This window comes from Citricoccus sp. I39-566 (assembly GCF_031432995.1).
Classification (GTDB): Bacteria; Actinomycetota; Actinomycetes; order Actinomycetales; family Micrococcaceae; genus Citricoccus; species Citricoccus nitrophenolicus_A.
In genome coordinates, this window is sequence record NZ_CP133842.1 from 958,174 (window position 1) to 977,007 (window position 18,834).

Below are 18,834 nucleotides of genomic sequence, written 5' to 3' on the forward strand. Positions count from 1 at the left end.
GTGGGTCTCGAAGGGTGGGCGCGTCGGTATCTGGATAGAGGTCGAGGCCTTCCGAAGATGGAAGTTCCTACACAAGCCATCTGAAAGACCTCGACGTGCTCAACGCTACCTTCGACGACTGTGACCTGACCAAGTTCTGCCGCCTTCACGAGCTCGGCCTGGAAGCCACTGGCCAACGCCTGGAACCAGGTCGGGCGGTACTGGCCTGCCGGGTTGTGGAGCCGGATGACTGGTGCCACCGCTGCGGATCGAAGGGAACCCCACGTGGCACGGTGATCCGCCGGTTGGCGCACGAGCCGTTGGGCTGGCGCCCGACCACGCTGCGCATCACGGTGCGTCGCTACCGGTGTGATGACTGCGCCCACGTGTGGCGCCAGGACACTACCGCCGCGGCAGAGCCCAAGGCCAAGATCTCCCGGCGTGCCTTGCGTTGGGCGTTGGAGGCCTTGGTGATCGGGCATCTGACGGTCGCCAGGGTTGCCGAGTCGTTGGCGGTGCGGTGGAACACCGCCAACGACGCCGTCCTCGCTGAGGGCAAGCGGATTCTGATTGACGATCCGACCCGGTTCGATGGTGTCACCGCGATCGGCGTGGACGAGCACGTGTGGCGCCACACCCGGCGTGGGGACAAATACGTCACGGTGATCATCGACCTCACCCCGCTACGGGCTGGCACCGGGCCGGCCCGCCTGCTGGACATGGTCGAGGGCCGTTCCAAGCAGGTGTTCAAGACCTGGCTGGCCGACCGCGACCAGTCCTGGCGGGACAACGTGGAGGTGGTGGCCATGGACGGCTTCACCGGGTTCAAGACCGCCACGGAGGAGGAACTGCCCGAGGCCACCGCGGTCATGGATCCCTTCCACGTCGTCCGTCTGGCCGGCGATGCCCTCGAGCGGTGCCGGCGGCGGGTCCAGCAACAGGTCCACGGCCACCGAGGTCGCAAGGACGACCCGCTCTACAAGGCCAGAAGGACCCTGCTCACCGGGCTGAGCTGCTCACCGAGAAGCAGTACTCTCGCATCCAGGACGTCTTCGACGGTGATGAGCACGTGGAGGTCGAGGCGACCTGGGCGTTCTACCAACACATGGTCGCCGCCTACCGGGAACCCGACCGGACCAAGGGCAAGACGATGATGCAGACGCTGATCACCAAGCTGGGCCGGACGGTGCCGACCCAGCTCACCGAACTGGCGGCGTTCGGCAGGACGCTGAAGAAGCGGGCGGCGGACATCCTGGCCTACTTCGACCAACCCGGCACCTCCAACGGCCCCACCGAGGCCATCAACGGCCGCCTCGAGCACCTACGCGGCTCAGCCCTCGGGTTCCGAAACCTCACCAACTACATCGCCCGATCCCTGCTGGAATCCGGCGGATTCAGGCCACGTCTACACCCTGGATTGTGAAGAGCCTGTTAAGGAGTCGGCTCTGAGGAACACAACGACTGGGTCACATGGGGCCGGCCCTCCGACCTCAAGGTCAGCCGTACTTTGCCACGTTCCTCCAGCGCTACGACGGCGTCGTGAACCACTGATGCCTTTCCGGGCAATCGTCACCGGTGGGGATTGCCCGGAAATTCGGGGACGACGGCGGCCGGGCACCCAGGGTGCCCGGCCGCCGTCGTGGTTCTCGGATGTGCCTTGTTCTGCGGTGGGCTACCGCCGCAGGATCTTGCGGGCCAGGATGTTGCCGAAGGCCTGGATCAACTGCACCACGATCACGATGATGAACAGCGCGGTCCAGGTGACCACGGGGTCGAACTGGCGGTAGCCGTAGGAGACGGCGTAGTTACCCAGGCCCTCGCCGCCGATGATGCCGGCCACGGCGGACATGTCGATCAGGGCGACGATGGCGAAGGTGTAGCCCAGCACCAGCGGACCCAGGGCCTCGGGCAGGATCACGGTGCGGACGATGCGCCAGGGGCTGGCGCCCATGGCCCGGGCCGCCTCGATCACGCCCGGGTCCACGGCCATGAGGTTCTGCTCCACGAGCCGGGCGATGAAGAAGCTGGCGGCGATCGAGATGCCGAACACCACGGCGTCGGAGCCGATGCCGGTGCCCACCACCTGCCGGGCCAACGGCTGGATGGCGGCGATGAAGATGATGAACGGCACGGGCCGGAACGTGTTCACCAGGATGTTGATGACCCAGAAGACGACCGTCTGCTGCATGATCCCGCCCTTGCGGGTCACGTAGAGCAGCAGGCCCAGGATGAGACCGCAGATCCCGCCGAAGACGAGGGCCAGGGCCACGATCCACAGCATGATGCCGGTCTGCTCCAGCAGCGTCGGCATCAGCTCGGTGACCTGTTCGATGATGCTCATGCGTGCACCTCCTCGACGGTGACCCCGGAGCCGATGGAGGAGACCGCCTCGTCCACCGCCGCCGCGTCCCCGCGAACGGCGATCGTCAGCAGCCCGTAGACGCGGCCCTGGATGGAGTCCACCCCGCCGTACACCAGGTTGAAATCGACGCCGGCGCGCGCCAGCGCCCCGAAGACCCGGGCCTCGGTGGCACCCTCGTCCGTGAACGAGATGGTGAAGAACCGTCCCTCGTGCTGCGCGCGCAGCTCGGTGAGTTCATCGCCGGTCGGCAGATTGCGCACCACGGTGCGTACGAAGCGCCGCGACGTGGCGGTCTGCGGGTTGGTGAAGACAGAGTAGGTCTCGCCGGCCTCCACCACCTGGCCGCGGTCCATCACGGCGACCTTGGTGGCGATCCGGGCGATCACGTCCATCTCGTGGGTGATGACCACGATCGTCACGCCGAGTTCTCGGTTGACCTTGGCCAGCAGGTCCAGGACCTCGTCCGTGGTCTCCGGATCCAGGGCGGAGGTGGCCTCGTCCGCGAGCAGGATGGGCGGGTCCGCGGCCAGGGCCCGGGCGATGCCGACGCGCTGCTGCTGACCGCCGGAGAGCTGCTCCGGGAAGGCGCCCGCCTTGTCCGCCAGGCCCACGAAGTCGAGCAGCTCGAGTGCCTTCCTCCGCCGCTCGGCCTTGCCCATCCCGGCGACCTCGAGGGGGTACTCCACGTTGCGGCGCACCGAGCGGGAGCTGAGCAGGTTGAAGCGCTGGAAGATCATCCCGATGCCGGTGCGCATCTGGCGCTGCCGGGCCGCCGAGAGCCGGGTGATGTCCGTCCCGTCGATCTCGATGGAGCCGGCGGTGGCCGGCTCGAGCGCGTTGATCAGGCGGACGAGGGTTGACTTCCCCGCACCCGAATAGCCGATGATGCCGAAGACGTCACCCTTCTCGATCTCGAGGCTGACACGGTCCACCGCCACGGTGGGAGCATGACCGCGCTGAGGCGCGGGATACTCCTTGGTGACGTCCTTCAGGGCGATGTGGGGCATGGGGTGATTGTCCTGCACTTCCTTCGGTTCGGGCACCTACTGTCCGGGTCCCTCCTGTGCGGACAGAAGAGGCCCACCATGCCCGACGCCGGCCGGCGCCTCCCAGCGGAAGGTGCCGGCCGGCGTCGGGCCCGGCTGCCGGGGGTCAGCCCGCGTTGCTGAGGGCTTCCTCGGTGGTCGTGAGCGACTCCTGCAGCTCCGCCGCCGGGGTCTGCAGGAATACCGCGGAGCCGCCGGCCGACTCCTGGGCGCCGTCCAGCACGTCCTGGTTGGTCTGGTAGATCTCCACCAGCTTGTTCAGCACCTCGTTGTCCTTGTCCTCGGCCTTCGTGGCGAAGATGTTGACGTAGGGCAGGGCGGCCGGATCCTCGGGGTCGTCCTGGGCGATGGCGTCCTCGGGGGTCAGGCCGGCGTCCCCCATGAAGTCGTTGTTGACGATGGCGGCGGCGACGTCCGGCAGGGAGGTCACGGTCACGGCGGCGTCCAGGGCGGAGACCTCGACCTTGGACTCCTCCTCGATGATGTCCTCCGGGGTAGAGGAGGCGTTGCCGCCGTCCTGCAGCGTGATCAGCCCCGCCGACTGCAGCACCAGCAGGCCACGGGCCTGGTTCACGGTGTCATTGGGGACGATCACCGTCTCGCCCTCCTGGATCTGGTCCACCGAGTCGTACTTCTCGGAGTACAGGCCCATGGGGTAGATGGCGGTGGCGCCGATCGGCTGGATGTCGTCCCCGGCGGAGACGTTGTAGTCCGCCAGGTACTGGATGTGCTGGAACTGGTTGATGTCCAGCTCGCCCTCGGACAGGGCCGGGTTCGGCTGCGTGTACTCGGTGAAGTCCACGATGTCGAGCTGGATGCCCTCGGCCTCGACGGCCTCCTCGAAGGTGGTCCAGTAGGGCTCGGAGGCGCCCACCACGCCGAGCTGGACCGGGTTCCCCTCGGTGCCCAGTTCGGCATCAGACTCCCCGCTTCCACAGGCGGTCAGGGCCAGAGCACCGGTCAGGGCCAGGGCGGAGAGGGAGAGTGCGCGGGTGTGGTTACGAGTCATGGGTGGTGCTCCTGTTGTCAAGGGGGTGGTGACCGGTTAAAGCGTAGTTTTTGTGCGCGCTCTTGCCGTCATACGCCGACATACAGGATAGTTCACCGGCTAGCGGCGGCCCCGACTGCGCTTTCCGGACGCAACGTGGAGCTGTGTGACGCCAGTGCCCCTGCTCATCCGGCCCCCCGCAATCCTGCCCAGCCGCAGTGAACATCCCTGTGGCTGGGCAGGAGGGGAGAGGATCACCCTCGGTCGGCCACCAGGTACTCGTATCGGTAGAGCAGGGTGGCGGTCTCGGCGCGGGTGATGTGCTGGTGCGGCTTGTAGGAACCGTCACGGTAGCCCTGCGAGATGCCCTCGGACGCCATCCACGTGATGGCCTCGTAGTGGGTATCGGTGGTGTCCACGTCCGTGAACTCGCTCTCCTCCGGGCCCTGGTGTGCCGGGTCCACGGCACGGTAGAGGAAGGAGGCGAACTCGCCGCGGGTCACGGACTGGCCGGGCCTGAAGTGCCCGTCGGCATACCCGAGGGTGATCTCCTCGCCGGCGGCCCAGCTGATCGGGGTGAAGAAGGTGGAGCCCTCCGGTACATCCGTGAACGTGGTGTCGCCGGGCTCGGCATCCGGAGCGAGGTGCCGCTGGAGGAAGGCCACGGACTCGCCGCGGCTGATGTCCCGGTACTTGCCGAAGGAGCCGTCGGCATAGCCCTCGGTGATCCCCGCCAGCTGCAGCCACCGCACCGGGGCGTAGTACGAGGAGTCCGGCTCGTTGTCGGTGAAGTCGGCCACCGTCTCCGTGGTCACGCACTCGAAGGAATCGGCCGAGTCCTCGGAGCCGGTGCCCTGGTACTGAGGCCAGGCCGGGTACTCGCACATCGGCCGGGTCCGGTCCGTTCCCTCATTGGCGTCCTCGGCGGTCAGGATGCCCGGCGCCGTGCCGTCCTCCACCCAGCCGGCGAGCACACCCAGCCCGTCCCACGTGGCGTTGAACGGCCCGAAGCCGTGGCCGAGTCCCGGGACCTTGTAGTACCGGGCGCTGTCCGCGAGCTCCTCGCCGAAGCTCTCGAGCTGCTGCTCCCAGTAGGCGTCCGAGTTGTGCGGGCTGATGAAGTCGTCCGCGGTGCCGTGGGTCATCAGCAGCTTGCCGCCCTTCTCGAAGAAGGGCTCCAGGCTCACGTCGGAGACGTCCGTGATGGCTGCGAGTTCCTGGATCCGCTCCTCCCACTCCGTGGGGTCGAACGCCATGGCGTCGTAGTCCGGGTCCTGGGTGATCAGGTACTTCACGTTGGTGGCGCCGACGCTGTAGAGCAGGCCCTCGCTTCCGGACAGGGGATTGGACGGCTGTGGCTCGGCCCCGAAGTTCGAGGCCTGCCACAGCGCACCCTCCAGGATCGGCCAGCGCCGGGCCTCCGTCTGGCCGGCGATCTCCACGCCGGGGACGTAGCTGGAGTGGACCGTGCCGATGGCCGCGATCTGCTCCGGCGTCAGACAGGCGTCCTCGTCAGCGGCGCCCACTTCGCAACCGAGCAGCTGCTCGACCGCATCGATGGTCAAGACCTCGTTGCAGCCGGCCACGTTGGAGATGATGCCGTCAACGGCGCCATCCAGTTCCACGGTGTCACACACCTCGTAGACGGTGTCCGTCAGCAGTTTCGTGTCCTCCGGGCTGAGCCAGGCCTCGCCGCCCTCGGCGTACATGGCCCGGCCGGCATTCAGGGAGGACAGGTGCAGCATCATGACGTTGTAGGCCGGGTAGTTGGCCACCACGCCCTCGTAGTCATCCGGGTACCGGGCCGCGGCGTCCAGGGCCTCGTGACCGCCCTGCGAGCCGCCGATGAAGTAGGCGTACTCGGACTCCTGGCCGTAGTACGTGTCCATGAGGATCTCGGAGACGTCATGGGTCTTCTTGATGGAGTACAGGCCGTAGTCCTTGAGGGACTCCTCGTTGAGGGCGAACTCGGCGTCGAAGCCCGCGTCCGACTCGTGGCCGCCGTCCGAGCCGAGGGTCGTGTACCCCTGGGCCAGCGGAGTCTCCAGGTTCCGCGGCTGCAGGTTGTGGTGCCCCGTCCCGGTGACGAGGGTGCCGTTGAAGGCGCCGCCACCGAACTGCAGGGACTTCCCGTTCCAGCCGTCCGGGAGGTTCACCTGGAAGGTCACGCCGGGGGCTTCCGGATCGACCGGCAGGGTCTTGCCGACGACCTTGCAGTAGGACCCGTCCGTCTCGTCCGAGACGTGCTCCGCGCTGTTGACGACGGCACCCGAGGTGGGCACCCCGATCTGCTCCGCGTCGATCTCCAGCCCGGCGAGGGTGGAGCAGTGGTCGGCGCCGCCGGACCCCACGTCTGCCGGGCCGGTCCCGGCGGCCTGGGCCGGGGCTGAGAGGCCCACGGCCACCATGGATACCGCCGCCACGGTACAGGCCAGTCGCCGTGCACCGTCCTTGAATCTTGACATGATGATTCCTCCCCGAGTGATGGCTTCCGGCGGTGCCGTGCGGGAGGACCCGCGATTCGCCCGCTGTGGAACCCATCGAGAGCAACGAGGATGGGTCACCAGAGTGGGGGAGCGCCGACGGACTGTGGCCATATCCTCGATCGCGCGCCGCGGGTGTGTCAAGGATCACACCACCAGGCGGAAGGTCACCGCCGCTCTGCATCCTTCGACGGGATCATCTTCGCGACGCTGGCCAGTGGGACTGTGCAGTGCGTCACAATGGGTGCATGACAACGGTCGATCCTCGCCTGCCCGTGCCCTACGAGATGCACATTCCCGCGTCCGCGCTCGAGGACCTCCAGCGGAGGCTGGCCCACACGCGGCTGCCGGACCGGGCACCGGGCGCCGCGTGGGAGCACGGGGCCGACGTCGACTGGCTGGCCGAACTGGTCGGTTACTGGCGGGAGGACTTCGATTGGCGGGCCCAGGAGGCTGAACTGAATTCCTTCCCCCAGTTCCGCAGCGAGATCCGGGGGATCCCCCTGCACTTCCTGCACGTGCCGGGACAGGGTCCGGACCCGGTGCCGCTGCTGCTCAGCCACGGCTGGCCCGGCTCGGTGTTCGAGTTCCTGGACCTCATCCCGCTGCTGACCGACCCCGCGCGGTTCGGCGGGGATCCGGAGGACTCCTTCACCGTCGTCGCCCCCTCGCTGCCCGGATACGGGCTGTCCTTCCGCCCCGGACAGGAGCGGTTCTCCATCCCGGAGATCGCCGACACCTTCGCGGAGCTGATGACCGAGGTCCTGGGCTATGAGCGGTTCGCCGCCCAGGGCGGAGACTGGGGCGCCCACATCTCCACGAGCCTCGGGGTGCGGCACCCGGGCCGGCTGATCGGGGTGCACCTGAACTTCCTGGTGGGTCTGCCGGGATCCATCCCCGCGGGCGAGGCCACGCAGGAGGAACTGGACTACCTAGAGCAGCAGCAGGAATGGCGCCGGCGGGAGGGGGCCTACACCCAGATCCAGGGCACCAAGCCCCAGACCCTCGCCGCCGCGCTGACGGACAGTCCCGCCGGCCTGGCGGCATGGATCGGAGAGAAGTTCCACGGGTGGACGGACCACGAGGGAGACGTCTTCGAGGCCGTGGATCGGGACCGGATGCTGGCGGACATCGCCCTGTACTGGTTCACGGGGGCCATCGGATCCTCCTTCTGGCCTTACCACGGCCAGGTCCAGGGCAGCGGTCCGCTCTCCGGCGGGGCCACCGTGGACGTGCCCGCCGGCTACGCGGCCTTCCCCGCGGAGATCCGGTTGCCGCCGCGCAGCATGGCCGCCCGCCACTTCACGGACCTTCGCCGCTGGACGGAGATGGACCGTGGCGGGCACTTCGCTGCCCTCGAGCAGCCCGAGGCCCTCGCGCGGGAGATCACCGAGTTCTTCCGCGAGCTTCGCTGAGGGTCCGGACCACCGTGCCTGCCGATCCTGCCCGGCCATGGTCATCATCGCTGTGGCTAGGCGGGATCGGCGTGGATGAGGATCAGCTCAGGCGTTGACGTCCACCACGGTGCGCCCGCGGGTGCGGCCGGCCAGGATCTGCTCGGCGTAGGGGATGGTGTCCTCCAGCCCGATGGTGGTGGTCATGGCGTCGAGCTGGTCGAGGTCCAGCTCCTCGGCCAGGGCGTCCCAGGCCCGCTGGCGGAGGGAACGCGGCGCCTTCACCGAGTTCGCGCCGGTCAGGGTCACCCCGCGGAGGATGAACGGGGCGACCGTGGTGGGCAGGTCCATGCCCTGTGCCAGCCCGCACGCGGAGACGGTGCCGCCGTACTGGGTCTGGGCGAGGACGTTGGCCAGCGTGGTCCCGCCGGCCACGTCGATCGCCCCGGCCCACCGCTCCTTCTGCAGGGGCTTGCCGAGCTCGTCGGAGAGCTCGTGGCGGTCGAGCAGCTCCGCCGCGCCGAGCCCACGCAGGTAGTCACCCTCCTCCTCCGCGCGTCCGGTGGAGGCCACCACCCGGTAACCCCGCTCGGCCAGCAGGGACACCGCCACGGAGCCCACGCCGCCGGCCGCCCCGGTGACCAGCACGTCCCCGGACTCCGGGGTCACCCCGGCGTCGGCGAGGTGCAGCACGGAGATCATGGCCGTGAACCCGGCGGTGCCGATGGCCGCCGCGCGCTCCGGGCTGAGCGAGCCGGGCAGCTTCACCAGCGCCGCGGGGCTGACCTTCGCGCGGGTGGCGAAGCCGCCGTTCAGGGATTCGCCGATGCCGTCCCCGTTCAGGACCACGGTGTCCCCGGTGGCCCAATCCGGGTCCTCTGAGGCGGTGACGGTGCCGACGATGTCGATGCCCGGGATGATGGGCCAGGACTGCAGGATGCCCCGACCGCCGCCGGTGATGGCCATGCCGTCCTTGTAGTTGTAGCTGGAGTACAGCACGTCCAGCTCCACCAAGCCGCCCTGGCCCACGCCGGTTAGCAGCTCATCCTCCGCCACCTCCCGGACCCGTGCCTCGGCGCCCCGGGCCTCCACGATCACTGCGCGCATGCGTCCTCCTCTGTCGGATGTCCTCGTCGGATGAGTGTGTCTCCACGGCCCACGTTACGGACGCCACGAATATTTCGCACTGGTCGTGACATCTCGCAGTCACTGTGACTGCGACTCGTCACGATGACTGCGAACTGCGTGAGACGCCGCCACCGCGCCCCGCGCCCCGGGCAACCTCCACGAAGTCGGCCGCCGCGCCGCCGTCGGGCAGCCGGTCCCGCCAGACCGCCTGGAGGGACCGGCCGAGCTGCCGCCCGCGCGTCGGGACCTCCACCAGCAGCCCGGCGCGCAGATAGCCCGCCACCGCGAGCCGGGACAGCACGGCCGGCCCGATCCCCTCCACGACCGCCTGGCAGATGGCGGAATTGCTGTTGAGCTCCACCAGGGGCGCCGGGCGGTGACCGTCCACGAGGCGGTCCAGGAAGGCGCGCGTGCCGGACCCCTCCTCCCGCTCCACCAGCGCCGTGACCGCCAGCTCGGCCGGCTCCAGCGGCCCGTCCAGCCTGGACCAGGCATGCCCGGGGCCGGCCACCACCACCAGCTCGTCCGTGAACACCGTGACGTGCTGCAGCCCGGACGGCAGGTCGGGGGTCTCCACGAAGCCCAGGGCCACGTCCCCGCCGGCCACCGCCTCGATCGCCTGCGCCGAGTTCATCACCTGCAGCCGCGTGGCCACGCCCGGCCGCCGCGTGCGGAACGCCCCGATCCAGCCCGGCAGCAGGTGCTCGGCGATCGTCATGCTCGAGCCGATCGTCAGCTCCTCCTTACCGCGGTGCGCCAGCGCGTCCACCCCGGCCGCCAGCCGGTCCACCGCCTCCAGTGTCTCGCGGGCCCACACCGTGGTCAGCACGCCCTCGGGCGTCAGCGTGGATCCTCGCGTGGAGCGGTGCAGCAGCGTGTAGCCGAGCCGCCGCTCCAGTGTGCGCAGGGAGCGCGAGGCGTTCGACTGGGCGATCCCCGCCGCCCGCGCGGAGGCACTCAGACTCCCGTGGTCGGCGGTGCCGACGAGCAGGCGCAGCATGGTCAGGTTCAGCCAGGAGTCTGTGCGCGGGGCGGTCGGTACGTGCGGGGCCATATCAGTATCATATGGGCGTGATGGTCGCCCGGGGGCTACTGCCGGCCCACGCGGGCTGGAATCGTCGAGGGATGACTTTTCCCGAGACCGCCGGCGGCGTCCGGCCCCGCCCCGCCGCGCCAGCCCACGGATCCCCGCGCCCGACGGCGGCCCTGCCCGGTCTCGCAGTCTGCCTCGGTGCCGGGGTGCTCGCCTGGGGTCTCGGGCAGCTGCTGCCGGGCGTGAGCCCGCTGCTCGTGGCGATCCTCGCCGGGGCGCTGTGGCGGAACCTGGCCCCCGTGCCGGCGCGGCTGGCCCCGGGGGTCGCGGTCTCCGGCAAGAGGCTGTTGCGCGCGGGCATCGTGCTGCTGGGGCTGCAGGTGTCCCTCGGCTCGGTCCTGGGCCTCGGTGCCGGCGTGCTGGCCGTGGTGGTGGCCTCGGTGACGGTGACCTTCTGCGCGACGCTGTGGATCGGGCACCTGCTGGGGATCGGCCTCGCCCAGCGGCTGCTGATCGCCTCCGGGTTCTCGATCTGCGGGGCGGCGGCCGTGGCCGGCGTGGACGGCGTGACCCGCGCGAAGGAGGAGGAGGTGGCCACCGCGGTCGCGCTCGTGGTGCTGTTCGGCACCCTCATGATCCCACTGGTCCCGTTCCTCGGTGGAGCGCTCGGCCTGGAGGATCAGGCGCTGGGGATCTGGATCGGGGCCTCCACCCATGAGGTCGCCCAGGTGGTGGCCGCCGGCGGGACCGTGGGCGGCGGGGCGCTCGCCGTCGCCGTGACCGTGAAGCTGGCCCGCGTGCTGATGCTCGCCCCGATCGCGGCCGGCGTGGCGATTCACCAGCGGCGCAGTATCCCGTCGGCGGGGGCCGCCGGTCGTGCCGGTAGGCCCCCGATCGTGCCGCTGTTCATCCTCGGGTTCATCGCCTCGATGGCCCTGCGGACCACCGGCGCGTTGCCCGAGCCGGTGCTGGCCGGCACTCAGGTCCTGCAGACGCTGCTGCTGTCCGCGGCGATGTTCGCCCTCGGGCTCGGCGTGCACGTGAAGAGCCTGCTGCGGCTCGGGTACCGGGCGATCCTGCTCGGGGCGCTGTCCACAGCGGTCATCCTGGCGACCTCGCTGGGAGGGATCGCGGCGCTGGGGCTGTAGGGGCCGGCGTCGTGCCCTTCCCGGCGGGGAGCGCCGTGGCGGTTCAGGCCTGGATCAGGTCACCGTTGCGGACGGACTCCATGGCCTTGGTCCAGGTGATGACCTGCTCGAACATCGGCTCCACGGAGGCGGCCTGGATCTCGGTGGGCTTGAAGGTGGAGAAGTTCTCGAAGTCGGTGAACAGGGAGAACATGCCCTGCTTCTGCACGTGGGCGATCCGCAGCTCGGAGAGGATACCGCGCAGGTGCTCCACGGCGCGCACGCCCAGGGCGGAGCCATAGCCCACGATCCCGGCGGCCTTGTTGGCCCACTCGTTGTTGAGGAAGGACAGCGCGTTGGCCAGGGCCGGGGTCACGGAGTGGTTGTACTCGCCGGTGACGAAGATGAAGCCGTCGAACTCGGCGATCTTGGCGGCCCAGGCCTGCGTGTGGGCGTTGGTGTACTGGCCGTAGGCGGCGGGCAGGGCCTCGTCCAGCAGGGGCAGGTTGTAGTCGGCGATGTCCACCAACTCGTAGTCGGCGTCGCCGCGGGCCACGGCCTGGTTGAAGACCCACTCGGCCACGCCGAGGTTGATGCGGTTGGGGCGGGTGCTACCGGTGATGATGGCGATCTTGCTCATGGGGTTTCTCCTCGCGGGTCGGCTGGTCATGCCACGTTGCTTGATGCTTCAAGCGCTGTACGGAGCATAGCACTTCAAATCTTGAAAGTATTCCAGCGAGAGAAATGGGTGGCGTGGACGGCGTGGTGGTGAGATCGTCCGAGGTTCAGCCAGTGGTCGGCGGCTGACGGATCACCGAGGGGCCACAGAGAAACTGCCCAGCCACAGTGATGATCACTGTGGCTGGGCAGATCGGTATGGTCGCCGCGGTTGAGGGTAGCTCAGTAGTTCTGTGGTGGGTCCGAGGCGGGGAAGGAGGCCTGGCCCCAGTCGTCGGCGCGGGCGTCGTCCTGCTCGTGCTGGACCTGCGCCTTGGTGGCATCGGCGACCAGTCTCTCGGCCAGTTCGGCGTCGCTGGTGGTCACCGTCTTCGTGACGGTGATGGTCTCCGAGGTGGTTCCCGGGGTGTTCCTCTGATCGCTCATGATGTCTCCCTTCGACTGCTTCCATCATCGTCCGGGCGGGGTCTCGGCGCACGGTCTGCCCGCCGCCTGGTCTCCCCGCCGCCCAGTGGTGTCGGCTCGTGCCGGGTGCGCCCCGGATGGTGCTGTCCTGCGCCCGCTGGAAGGCGAGGCGTCGCACCGGGCCTAACGGCCGTCGTCGTGCGCTGAGTCCCGGTGCTGCACCGGGAGGCGGTCCCGATGGTAGGTGATGCCCGTGTAGCCGTGCGGGGCGGGGTGGCCGTCCTCGCCGAGGGAGACGAAGACGATCCGCTCGATGGTCAGGATGACCTGGCGGGTGATCATGTTGCGGACCTCGGCGCGCATGGTCAGCGAGGTGCGGCCGAAGTGGGTGGCCTTCAGGCCCATCTCGATCATGTCCCCCTGGCGCGCCGAGGAGACGAAGTTGATCTCCGAGATCAGCTTGGTCACGGCCCGGTGGTTGCCGAGCTGGATGATGGCGTAGATGGCGGCCTGCTCGTCGATCCAGCGCAGCAGCGAGCCGCCGAACAGGGTGCCGTTGGCGTTGAGGTCCTCGGGTTTGACCCACTTGCGGGTGTGGAAGCTGACGCCGTCCGTCGCCGGGTCGACGGCCCCGTCCGGGCCGACGGTGGGCAGGGCGGCGGTGCGGTCTGCGGGCTGTTCGGTCGTCATGGTCCGAGCGTAGCCCGGAGGTGGGAAGAGGGGTGATGGCACACCTATCGACATACCTATCGGCATAGGTATAAGGTGGGGGGCAAGCCACTTGTGGTGCGGATCACCCCTTCCGGCAGTTCACCCCCAGAAAGGACCGTTTCGATGACCGAAACCGTTGCAAACACCAAGTCCCTGCAGGACGTGCTGGACGCGTCCGGCAACACCGTCGAGCACCTGCGCAACTCCCAGATCGGCGCCTACATCTACCCCGTGGTGGCCCCGGAGTTCTCCAACTGGCGCTCGGAGCAGCGCGCCTGGCGTGACTCCGCCGTGCTGTTCGACCAGTCGCACCACATGGACAACCTGATCCTGCGCGGTCCGGACGCCATCAAGCTGATCTCGGACACCGCCATCAACTCCGTGGCCAAGTTCCCCGTGAACAAGGCCAAGCAGTACGTGCCCACCACCCCGGCCGGCCACGTCATCGGCGACGGCATCCTGTTCCGCCAGGAAGAGGAGGAGTACGTGTACGTGGGCCGCGCCCCTGTGACCAACTGGATGCTCTTCCAGGCCCAGCGCGGGGACTACCCGAACCTCGAGATCGTCGAGGACCGCCGTTCCCCGTCCCGCCCCATGGGCAAGCCGGTGCACCGCGAGTACTACCGCTTCCAGATCCAGGGCCCGCGCGCCTGGGAGATCATCGAGAAGCTGCACGGCGAGAAGCTGGAGCAGCTGGGCTTCTTCAACATGTCCTGGATGAACATCGACGGCACCCAGGTCCGGACCCTGCGTCACGGCATGTCCGGCGCCCCGGGCCTGGAGATCTGGGGCCCCTACGCCGACTACGATCGCATCCGCGACGCCATCGTGACCGCCGGCGCCGAGTTCGGCATGCTGCCCGTGGGCTCCCGCGCCTACCCGTCCAACACCCTGGAGTCCGGCTGGATCCCATCCCCGTTGCCGGCCATCTACACGGGCGACGGCATGATGGCCGAGTACCGCCAGTGGCTGGGTGCCGATTCCTACGAGGCCAACAACGCCGTGGCCGGCTCCTTCGTCTCGGACAACATCGAGGACTACTACCTCAACCCGTGGGAGCTGGGTTACGGCAACTTCGTGAAGTTCGACCACGACTTCATCGGCCGCGAGGCTCTCGAGAAGATCGACCCGGCCGCCCAGCGCAAGAAGGTCACCCTCGCCTGGGATCCGGAGGACATCAAGCGCATCCAGTCCTCGCTGTATGACACGGAGGGCACCCCCTTCAAGTACTTCGACCTGCCGCTGGCCAACTACGGCTCCTCGAACTACGACGCCGTGGTGGACGCCGACGGCAACGTGGTCGGCGTGTCCATGTTCACCGGCTACTCCGCCAACGAGAAGCGCGCCCTCTCCCTGGCCACTATCAACCCGGACGTCCCCGAGGGCGCCGAGCTGAAGGTCATCTGGGGCGAGCCGGACGGCGGCACCCGGAAGACCACCGTCGAGCCGCACGTGCAGACCGAGGTCTCCGCCACGGTCTCCCCGGTTCCGTTCTCCGCCGTGGCCCGCGAGTCCTACCAGGGCGGCTGGCGCACCGGCTACAAGGGCTGATCACCCGGTAGCCCGGTTCCCTGGCAACGCCGGGGGACACCCTGAAGCACGACGTCGGCGCCCCACCTCCGCGAGGTGGGGCGCCGACGTCGTTCCCTGGCTTTTGGTGCGGGGCCCCCCAGATTTCGCGGTGCTGGTCGTGCGGGGTGATGGCTCCCGCGGGCCCTCGTCATCTGCTGGACAGTTCGTCAGTGCATCCGTTGATGAATCGTCCGGCCGGTGACGGCTTCTCGTTTCTGCAGCGTCGGAGGACGGTGGGATCAGTCCTCCACAACCGCACCCAAGGTGGAAATCTCCCACACTGAGGATCTGTTCTGGCCCACAGCCCTGACCGGTGCTGTCAGATGGATCCATGACCGTCCTCAGCGATGTTGATGTCCTCTCCTCGGCAGGGACCTTGCTGGACCATCCCCGGGGCCGGGGCAGCATTCTCGACAGCGGTTCCGACGAGTTCGACGACTCCACGATGCTCCTGTGGGGCATGCCCGTGCGCTTGGCGCGTGCGGAGATCGACTCTGCTGCACGGATTCGCCAGTTGTCCCGAGAGGTCTGCCGCGGACGGGCCGTCCGCATCCGTCCTGGAGTCTTTGCGCCGCAACCGGGGTGGGACGAGGCGCGGCCACGGCAGAGGTTCCTGACGACGGTGGCGGCCATGGCCTTCGCGCGCCCTGTCAGTCCCGTGTTCTGCCGGCAGGCGGCCCTCGTCCTCCACGACCTGCCGATGGTCAACGTCCCGCAGACGGTCGCCACCCGCACGCTCTCACAGGGATCGGCGAGGAAGCGTCGCCCCGTTCCTGCGGAGGAATCGACCTTCCGGGTCTTCTCCGAGGCCTGTCATCTGTGGCCGTCCGCCTGGCGGGAACTCCGGAAGACGGGGGATCCCGTGGTCGAGTCCCTGCTGCCAGACGGTACGGTGCTCACCGCCGAAGCGCTGGTCTGTGCCGTGGCGGACACGGTACCGCTACTGCCCCTGAGTGATGCGGTGGCGGTGCTCGATGCCCTGATGAGCGGGCGGCGGAACCGGTCTGAGTCCCGGCGGGCTGAGGAGCCCTGGAGCATGGAGGATCTGGTGGCTGCGGCGTCCTGGTGTACCTCTGCCGGCGCGAGGCAGAGGTATCTGGCCTGCGTTGCACTCGCCTCGGAGCGCTCGGAATCTGTGGCGGAGTCGTGGAGCAAGGTCAGGTTCCATGAGCTGGGCTTTGAAGCGCCGGTCCAGCAGGAAGTGCTGCATGATGCCCAGGGCGAGGAGATTGCCCGAGGCGATTTCTGGTGGGACGGCGGCCGCATTCTCGGTGAGTGCGATGGCCTGAAGAAGTACAGCGGACCGGACAGCTACTCCGGTGAATCCACGGTGGACGTCCTGCGGAAGGAACGGGAACGTGAGGACAGGATCCGGGCAGAGGGCATCATCATGGTGCGCTGGGACTGGTCCGACCTGAAGCATCCCCGCAGGCTGGCGTGGAAGCTGGACCGCGCCGGCGTGCCGCGCAGGGGTTGAAGGTGGTGCGGGTTGTCCACAGGCCGCCGCGGAAGCTCCCACCCCCTGCGGCTCCACCGCGCTTGGGGGAGCAGACCGTCTGCCACGGTCATCAGGAACCCCACCTGCGCCGTGGGGCAGTGACCGCTCGTCATTGGCTGGACAATTCGTCGCCAACACCGGTGACGAAGTGTCCAGCCCATGACGAGGTCGCCGGCGTGCTCGGTGGCAGGTTAGCCCTGCGAGCCACCCACCTGCGCGCCACCCATTCCCGCGCCGCCCACCTGCGAGCCGATCATCCGGCCGCCGCTGTTGAGTTCCAGCGCGCACTGTACCTGCCGGTCACCCTCGGACCAGGACCCCTCAGAGGGCGTGTACATGGTGTAGCCGAGATCGGAATCTGCGGGCTCGGAGCCGGTGAAGGCCGCGAACTGCTCCCGGCACCCCGCATCGGCCAGTTCGTGCACCCGGTCGCCGCCGGGCCAGGACGGCTCGTCCAGCTGGAACAGCGCGTACATCTCCAGGTCGTGGGCCACCTCGCACGGCACCACGGCCACCTCGTAGAGCCGGTCCTCGGCAGGGCGGTCGAAGCACTGGCCGGGGGAGAGCTGGAAGATGCTTGTCGCCGAGGCGCTCACGGCCGGCGTCGGCGTGGAGGTGCCCACCACCTCCTCGTCAGCTCCCGGACCGCCGCATCCGGTGACGATCAGCGCGAGGCCGAGGGCCGCCGTCGTGATCAGGGCCGGCCGGGCGGCGGAAGGGAAGGCGGTGCGCATGAGACCACTCTAGGAGCAACCCAGCCGTCCCCGGTCCCTTGTGCCGGGGCGGCCAGCGGGCGGAATCTTGACCCCAGCCGCACCCCCACCCGCACCGCGCAGGAGACCGTCATGACCGCCACCTACACCTGGGACATCTTCATGAGCCTGGATGGCTACGGCTCCTACGGCCCACCCGGGGACTGGGGCGGATACTGGGGACAGCAGGGTCCCGAGCTGCTGGAGCACCGGCTCGTCTCCTTCGGGCCGGAACAGCGGATGGTCTTCGGCGCCACGACGTTCCGCGAGTTCGTCGGGATGCTCTCAGCCGCCGGCCCGCAGGACGAGGTCCGCGATCCCTGGGTCACGCGCATGGTCGACTGCCCCGCGTACGTCATCTCCTCGACCCTGACCGCACCGCTGGACTGGCCGCAGGCCACCCTCCTGTCCGAGGACGGGGTGGCAGCAGTCGCCCGGCTCAAGGAGGAGTCCGACGTGCCGCTGCGCTCCCATGGCAGCCTGTCCCTGAACTGGGCGCTGCTGGCCGCGGGCCTGGTGGACCGGCTGCAGGTCACCGTCTACCCCGTGCTGACCGCCGAGTCGGGGACCGCGCCGGTGTTCGCCGGGGCCGGCGACCTCGACCTCGAGCTGCTCGAGGCGCGGACCCTGGACGGCCGCACCCAGGAGCTCGTCTACCGCCCGAGCCTGCACCGCCCGAGCCTGCACCGCCCCGCCTGAGCCGCGAGGCGGTGCCCCCGCCGGCGTTGTGCGGGCAGAGATCAGTAGTGATCGCTGCCCGCACAACGGTCAGTGCTTGGCCTGGAACTGCTGGATCCACTCGGCGGTGGTCTTCATGCCGCCGAAGGTGTAGAAGTGCAGCTTGACGTCGCCGTGGGCCTCGGTCAGTCCGGCGTCGAGGTCGTTGATCATCTTGTCCGGGCCGGCGGTGCCGAGCAGGTTGGTGATGGAGAAGCCGTACTTCTTGGCGATGCCCGCGGAGGTGGAGACGCCGAACCGGGCGGCGTAGGTCAGCAGGCGCTTGATGCCGGCCGGGCCGGGCACGCCGATGCGGATCGGCAGGTCGATGCCGCGGCGGCGGACCTCCTCGATCCAGGTGAAGACCGGGTCCACGTCGAAGCCGAACTGCGTCAGGATGGTGCCGTTCAGGCCCTGCTCCTTGAGCGAGGCGTGCTTGCCCTCCAGGGCCTCCCACAGCTGCGTTTCGGTGATGTCCGGGTGGCCCTCGGGGTACCCGGCGATCGAGACGTCCGTGATGCCGTAGTCCTTGAGCAGGCCGGTGCGGATCATGTCCAGCGAGGAGCCGTAGGGGCCCATCGGCTCGGAAGGGTCGCCGCCCACGGCGAAGGCGTGGTGGGTGCCCACGCGGTCCCGCAGCGCGGTCAGGTACTCCTCGAGCTCGGCCTGTGAGGTCAGGCGGCGGGCGGAGATGTGCGGCACCGCCGTGTAGCCGAGCTCCTGGGCTGCGCTGGAGGCCTTGACGCGCATCTCGAGGTCCTCGTTGCCCAGGAACGTGACGTTGACGCGGGTGCCGGCGGGGATGAAGGGAGCGGCGTCGCGCAGCGCGTCGATGTCCTTGTCCTTGCCGGTCATCTCCAGCGAGGGCTCGGTGATGACGGAGGGGCGTCCGGTGTTCGTGGGGGTCATGGCGGTCCTTCGGGAGGCGGTTGCCGGCGGGGCGGTCAGGCGCCCGACGCCG

At 68.9% G+C, this 18,834-nt stretch carries 16 protein-coding genes and 1 pseudogene; 6 read left to right on the forward strand and 11 right to left on the reverse strand.

The features are described 5' to 3' along the window. Positions 1-95 precede the first annotated feature (95 nt). Positions 96-1,402 (forward strand): annotated as a pseudogene (locus RE421_RS04525) (ISL3 family transposase). A 249-nt stretch (positions 1,403-1,651) separates the two neighbouring features. On the opposite strand, the gene RE421_RS04530 reads toward RE421_RS04525, so the two are convergent. From RE421_RS04530 to RE421_RS04545, 4 genes are all read right to left on the reverse strand, one after another. Next, a complete protein-coding gene (locus RE421_RS04530; RefSeq protein WP_396134632.1) occupies positions 1,652-2,311 on the reverse strand; it encodes a methionine ABC transporter permease in 660 nt (219 codons plus the stop codon). 5 nt (positions 2,312-2,316) lie between these two features. Then, on the reverse strand, positions 2,317-3,348 hold the full coding sequence (locus tag RE421_RS04535) for a methionine ABC transporter ATP-binding protein (RefSeq protein ID WP_309815008.1): 1,032 nt from the start codon (positions 3,346-3,348) through the stop codon (positions 2,317-2,319). A 145-nt stretch (positions 3,349-3,493) separates the two neighbouring features. Then, positions 3,494-4,396 (reverse strand): MetQ/NlpA family ABC transporter substrate-binding protein, encoded by a 903-nt coding sequence (locus RE421_RS04540; RefSeq protein ID WP_188807083.1) that lies wholly within the window; start codon positions 4,394-4,396, stop codon positions 3,494-3,496. Positions 4,397-4,629: 233 nt separating this feature from the next. Then, a complete protein-coding gene (locus tag RE421_RS04545; protein ID WP_309815012.1) occupies positions 4,630-6,840 on the reverse strand; it encodes a tannase/feruloyl esterase family alpha/beta hydrolase in 2,211 nt (736 codons plus the stop codon). Between the two features lie 266 nt (positions 6,841-7,106). Between RE421_RS04545 and RE421_RS04550 the strand changes: the two genes are divergently transcribed. Continuing rightward, on the forward strand, positions 7,107-8,273 hold the full coding sequence (locus tag RE421_RS04550; protein ID WP_309815015.1) for an epoxide hydrolase: 1,167 nt from the start codon (positions 7,107-7,109) through the stop codon (positions 8,271-8,273). An 87-nt stretch (positions 8,274-8,360) separates the two neighbouring features. Here RE421_RS04550 and RE421_RS04555 read toward each other — a convergent pair whose 3' ends face one another. Both RE421_RS04555 and RE421_RS04560 read right to left on the reverse strand, forming a co-directional pair. After that, a complete protein-coding gene (locus RE421_RS04555; protein ID WP_309815018.1) occupies positions 8,361-9,359 on the reverse strand; it encodes an MDR family oxidoreductase in 999 nt (332 codons plus the stop codon). Positions 9,360-9,477: 118 nt separating this feature from the next. Continuing rightward, the gene (locus RE421_RS04560) at positions 9,478-10,434 is read right to left on the reverse strand and encodes a LysR family transcriptional regulator (RefSeq protein ID WP_309815021.1); all 957 of its coding nucleotides are present in this window, start codon (positions 10,432-10,434) and stop codon (positions 9,478-9,480) included. A 71-nt stretch (positions 10,435-10,505) separates the two neighbouring features. Here RE421_RS04560 and RE421_RS04565 point away from each other — a divergent pair, with 71 nt between their 5' ends. After that, the gene (locus tag RE421_RS04565; RefSeq protein ID WP_309815026.1) at positions 10,506-11,561 is read left to right on the forward strand and encodes a putative sulfate exporter family transporter; all 1,056 of its coding nucleotides are present in this window, start codon (positions 10,506-10,508) and stop codon (positions 11,559-11,561) included. Positions 11,562-11,604: 43 nt separating this feature from the next. On the opposite strand, the gene RE421_RS04570 is transcribed toward RE421_RS04565, so the two are convergent. The 3 genes from RE421_RS04570 to RE421_RS04580 form a co-directional block, all read right to left on the reverse strand. Further along, positions 11,605-12,180: an NADPH-dependent FMN reductase gene (locus RE421_RS04570; protein ID WP_309815029.1), complete on the reverse strand. Its 576-nt coding sequence runs from the start codon at positions 12,178-12,180 to the stop codon at positions 11,605-11,607. 260 nt (positions 12,181-12,440) lie between these two features. Continuing rightward, a complete protein-coding gene (locus tag RE421_RS04575) occupies positions 12,441-12,644 on the reverse strand; it encodes a hypothetical protein (protein ID WP_309815032.1) in 204 nt (67 codons plus the stop codon). 162 nt (positions 12,645-12,806) lie between these two features. Further along, entirely contained in the window at positions 12,807-13,313 is a 507-nt protein-coding gene (locus tag RE421_RS04580; protein ID WP_309815035.1) for a hotdog domain-containing protein, read from the reverse strand. 144 nt (positions 13,314-13,457) lie between these two features. On the opposite strand from RE421_RS04580, the gene RE421_RS04585 reads away from it, so the two are divergent. Next, positions 13,458-14,885 carry an aminomethyl transferase family protein gene (locus tag RE421_RS04585; RefSeq protein ID WP_309815038.1) on the forward strand — a complete coding sequence of 476 codons (1,428 nt, stop codon included), beginning with the start codon at positions 13,458-13,460 and terminating at the stop codon, positions 14,883-14,885. A gap of 352 nt (positions 14,886-15,237) precedes the next feature. Continuing rightward, positions 15,238-16,383: a hypothetical protein gene (locus RE421_RS04590; RefSeq protein WP_309815049.1), complete on the forward strand. Its 1,146-nt coding sequence runs from the start codon at positions 15,238-15,240 to the stop codon at positions 16,381-16,383. Between the two features lie 212 nt (positions 16,384-16,595). On the opposite strand, the gene RE421_RS04595 is transcribed toward RE421_RS04590, so the two are convergent. After that, positions 16,596-17,138 carry a septum formation family protein gene (locus RE421_RS04595; RefSeq protein WP_309815054.1) on the reverse strand — a complete coding sequence of 181 codons (543 nt, stop codon included), beginning with the start codon at positions 17,136-17,138 and terminating at the stop codon, positions 16,596-16,598. 111 nt (positions 17,139-17,249) lie between these two features. On the opposite strand from RE421_RS04595, the gene RE421_RS04600 reads away from it, so the two are divergent. Further along, positions 17,250-17,855: a dihydrofolate reductase family protein gene (locus RE421_RS04600; protein ID WP_309815057.1), complete on the forward strand. Its 606-nt coding sequence runs from the start codon at positions 17,250-17,252 to the stop codon at positions 17,853-17,855. A gap of 69 nt (positions 17,856-17,924) precedes the next feature. Here the strand turns inward: RE421_RS04600 and RE421_RS04605 are convergent, their stop codons facing one another. After that, positions 17,925-18,782 (reverse strand): methylenetetrahydrofolate reductase, encoded by an 858-nt coding sequence (locus tag RE421_RS04605; RefSeq protein WP_309815060.1) that lies wholly within the window; start codon positions 18,780-18,782, stop codon positions 17,925-17,927. Positions 18,783-18,834 lie beyond the last annotated feature (52 nt).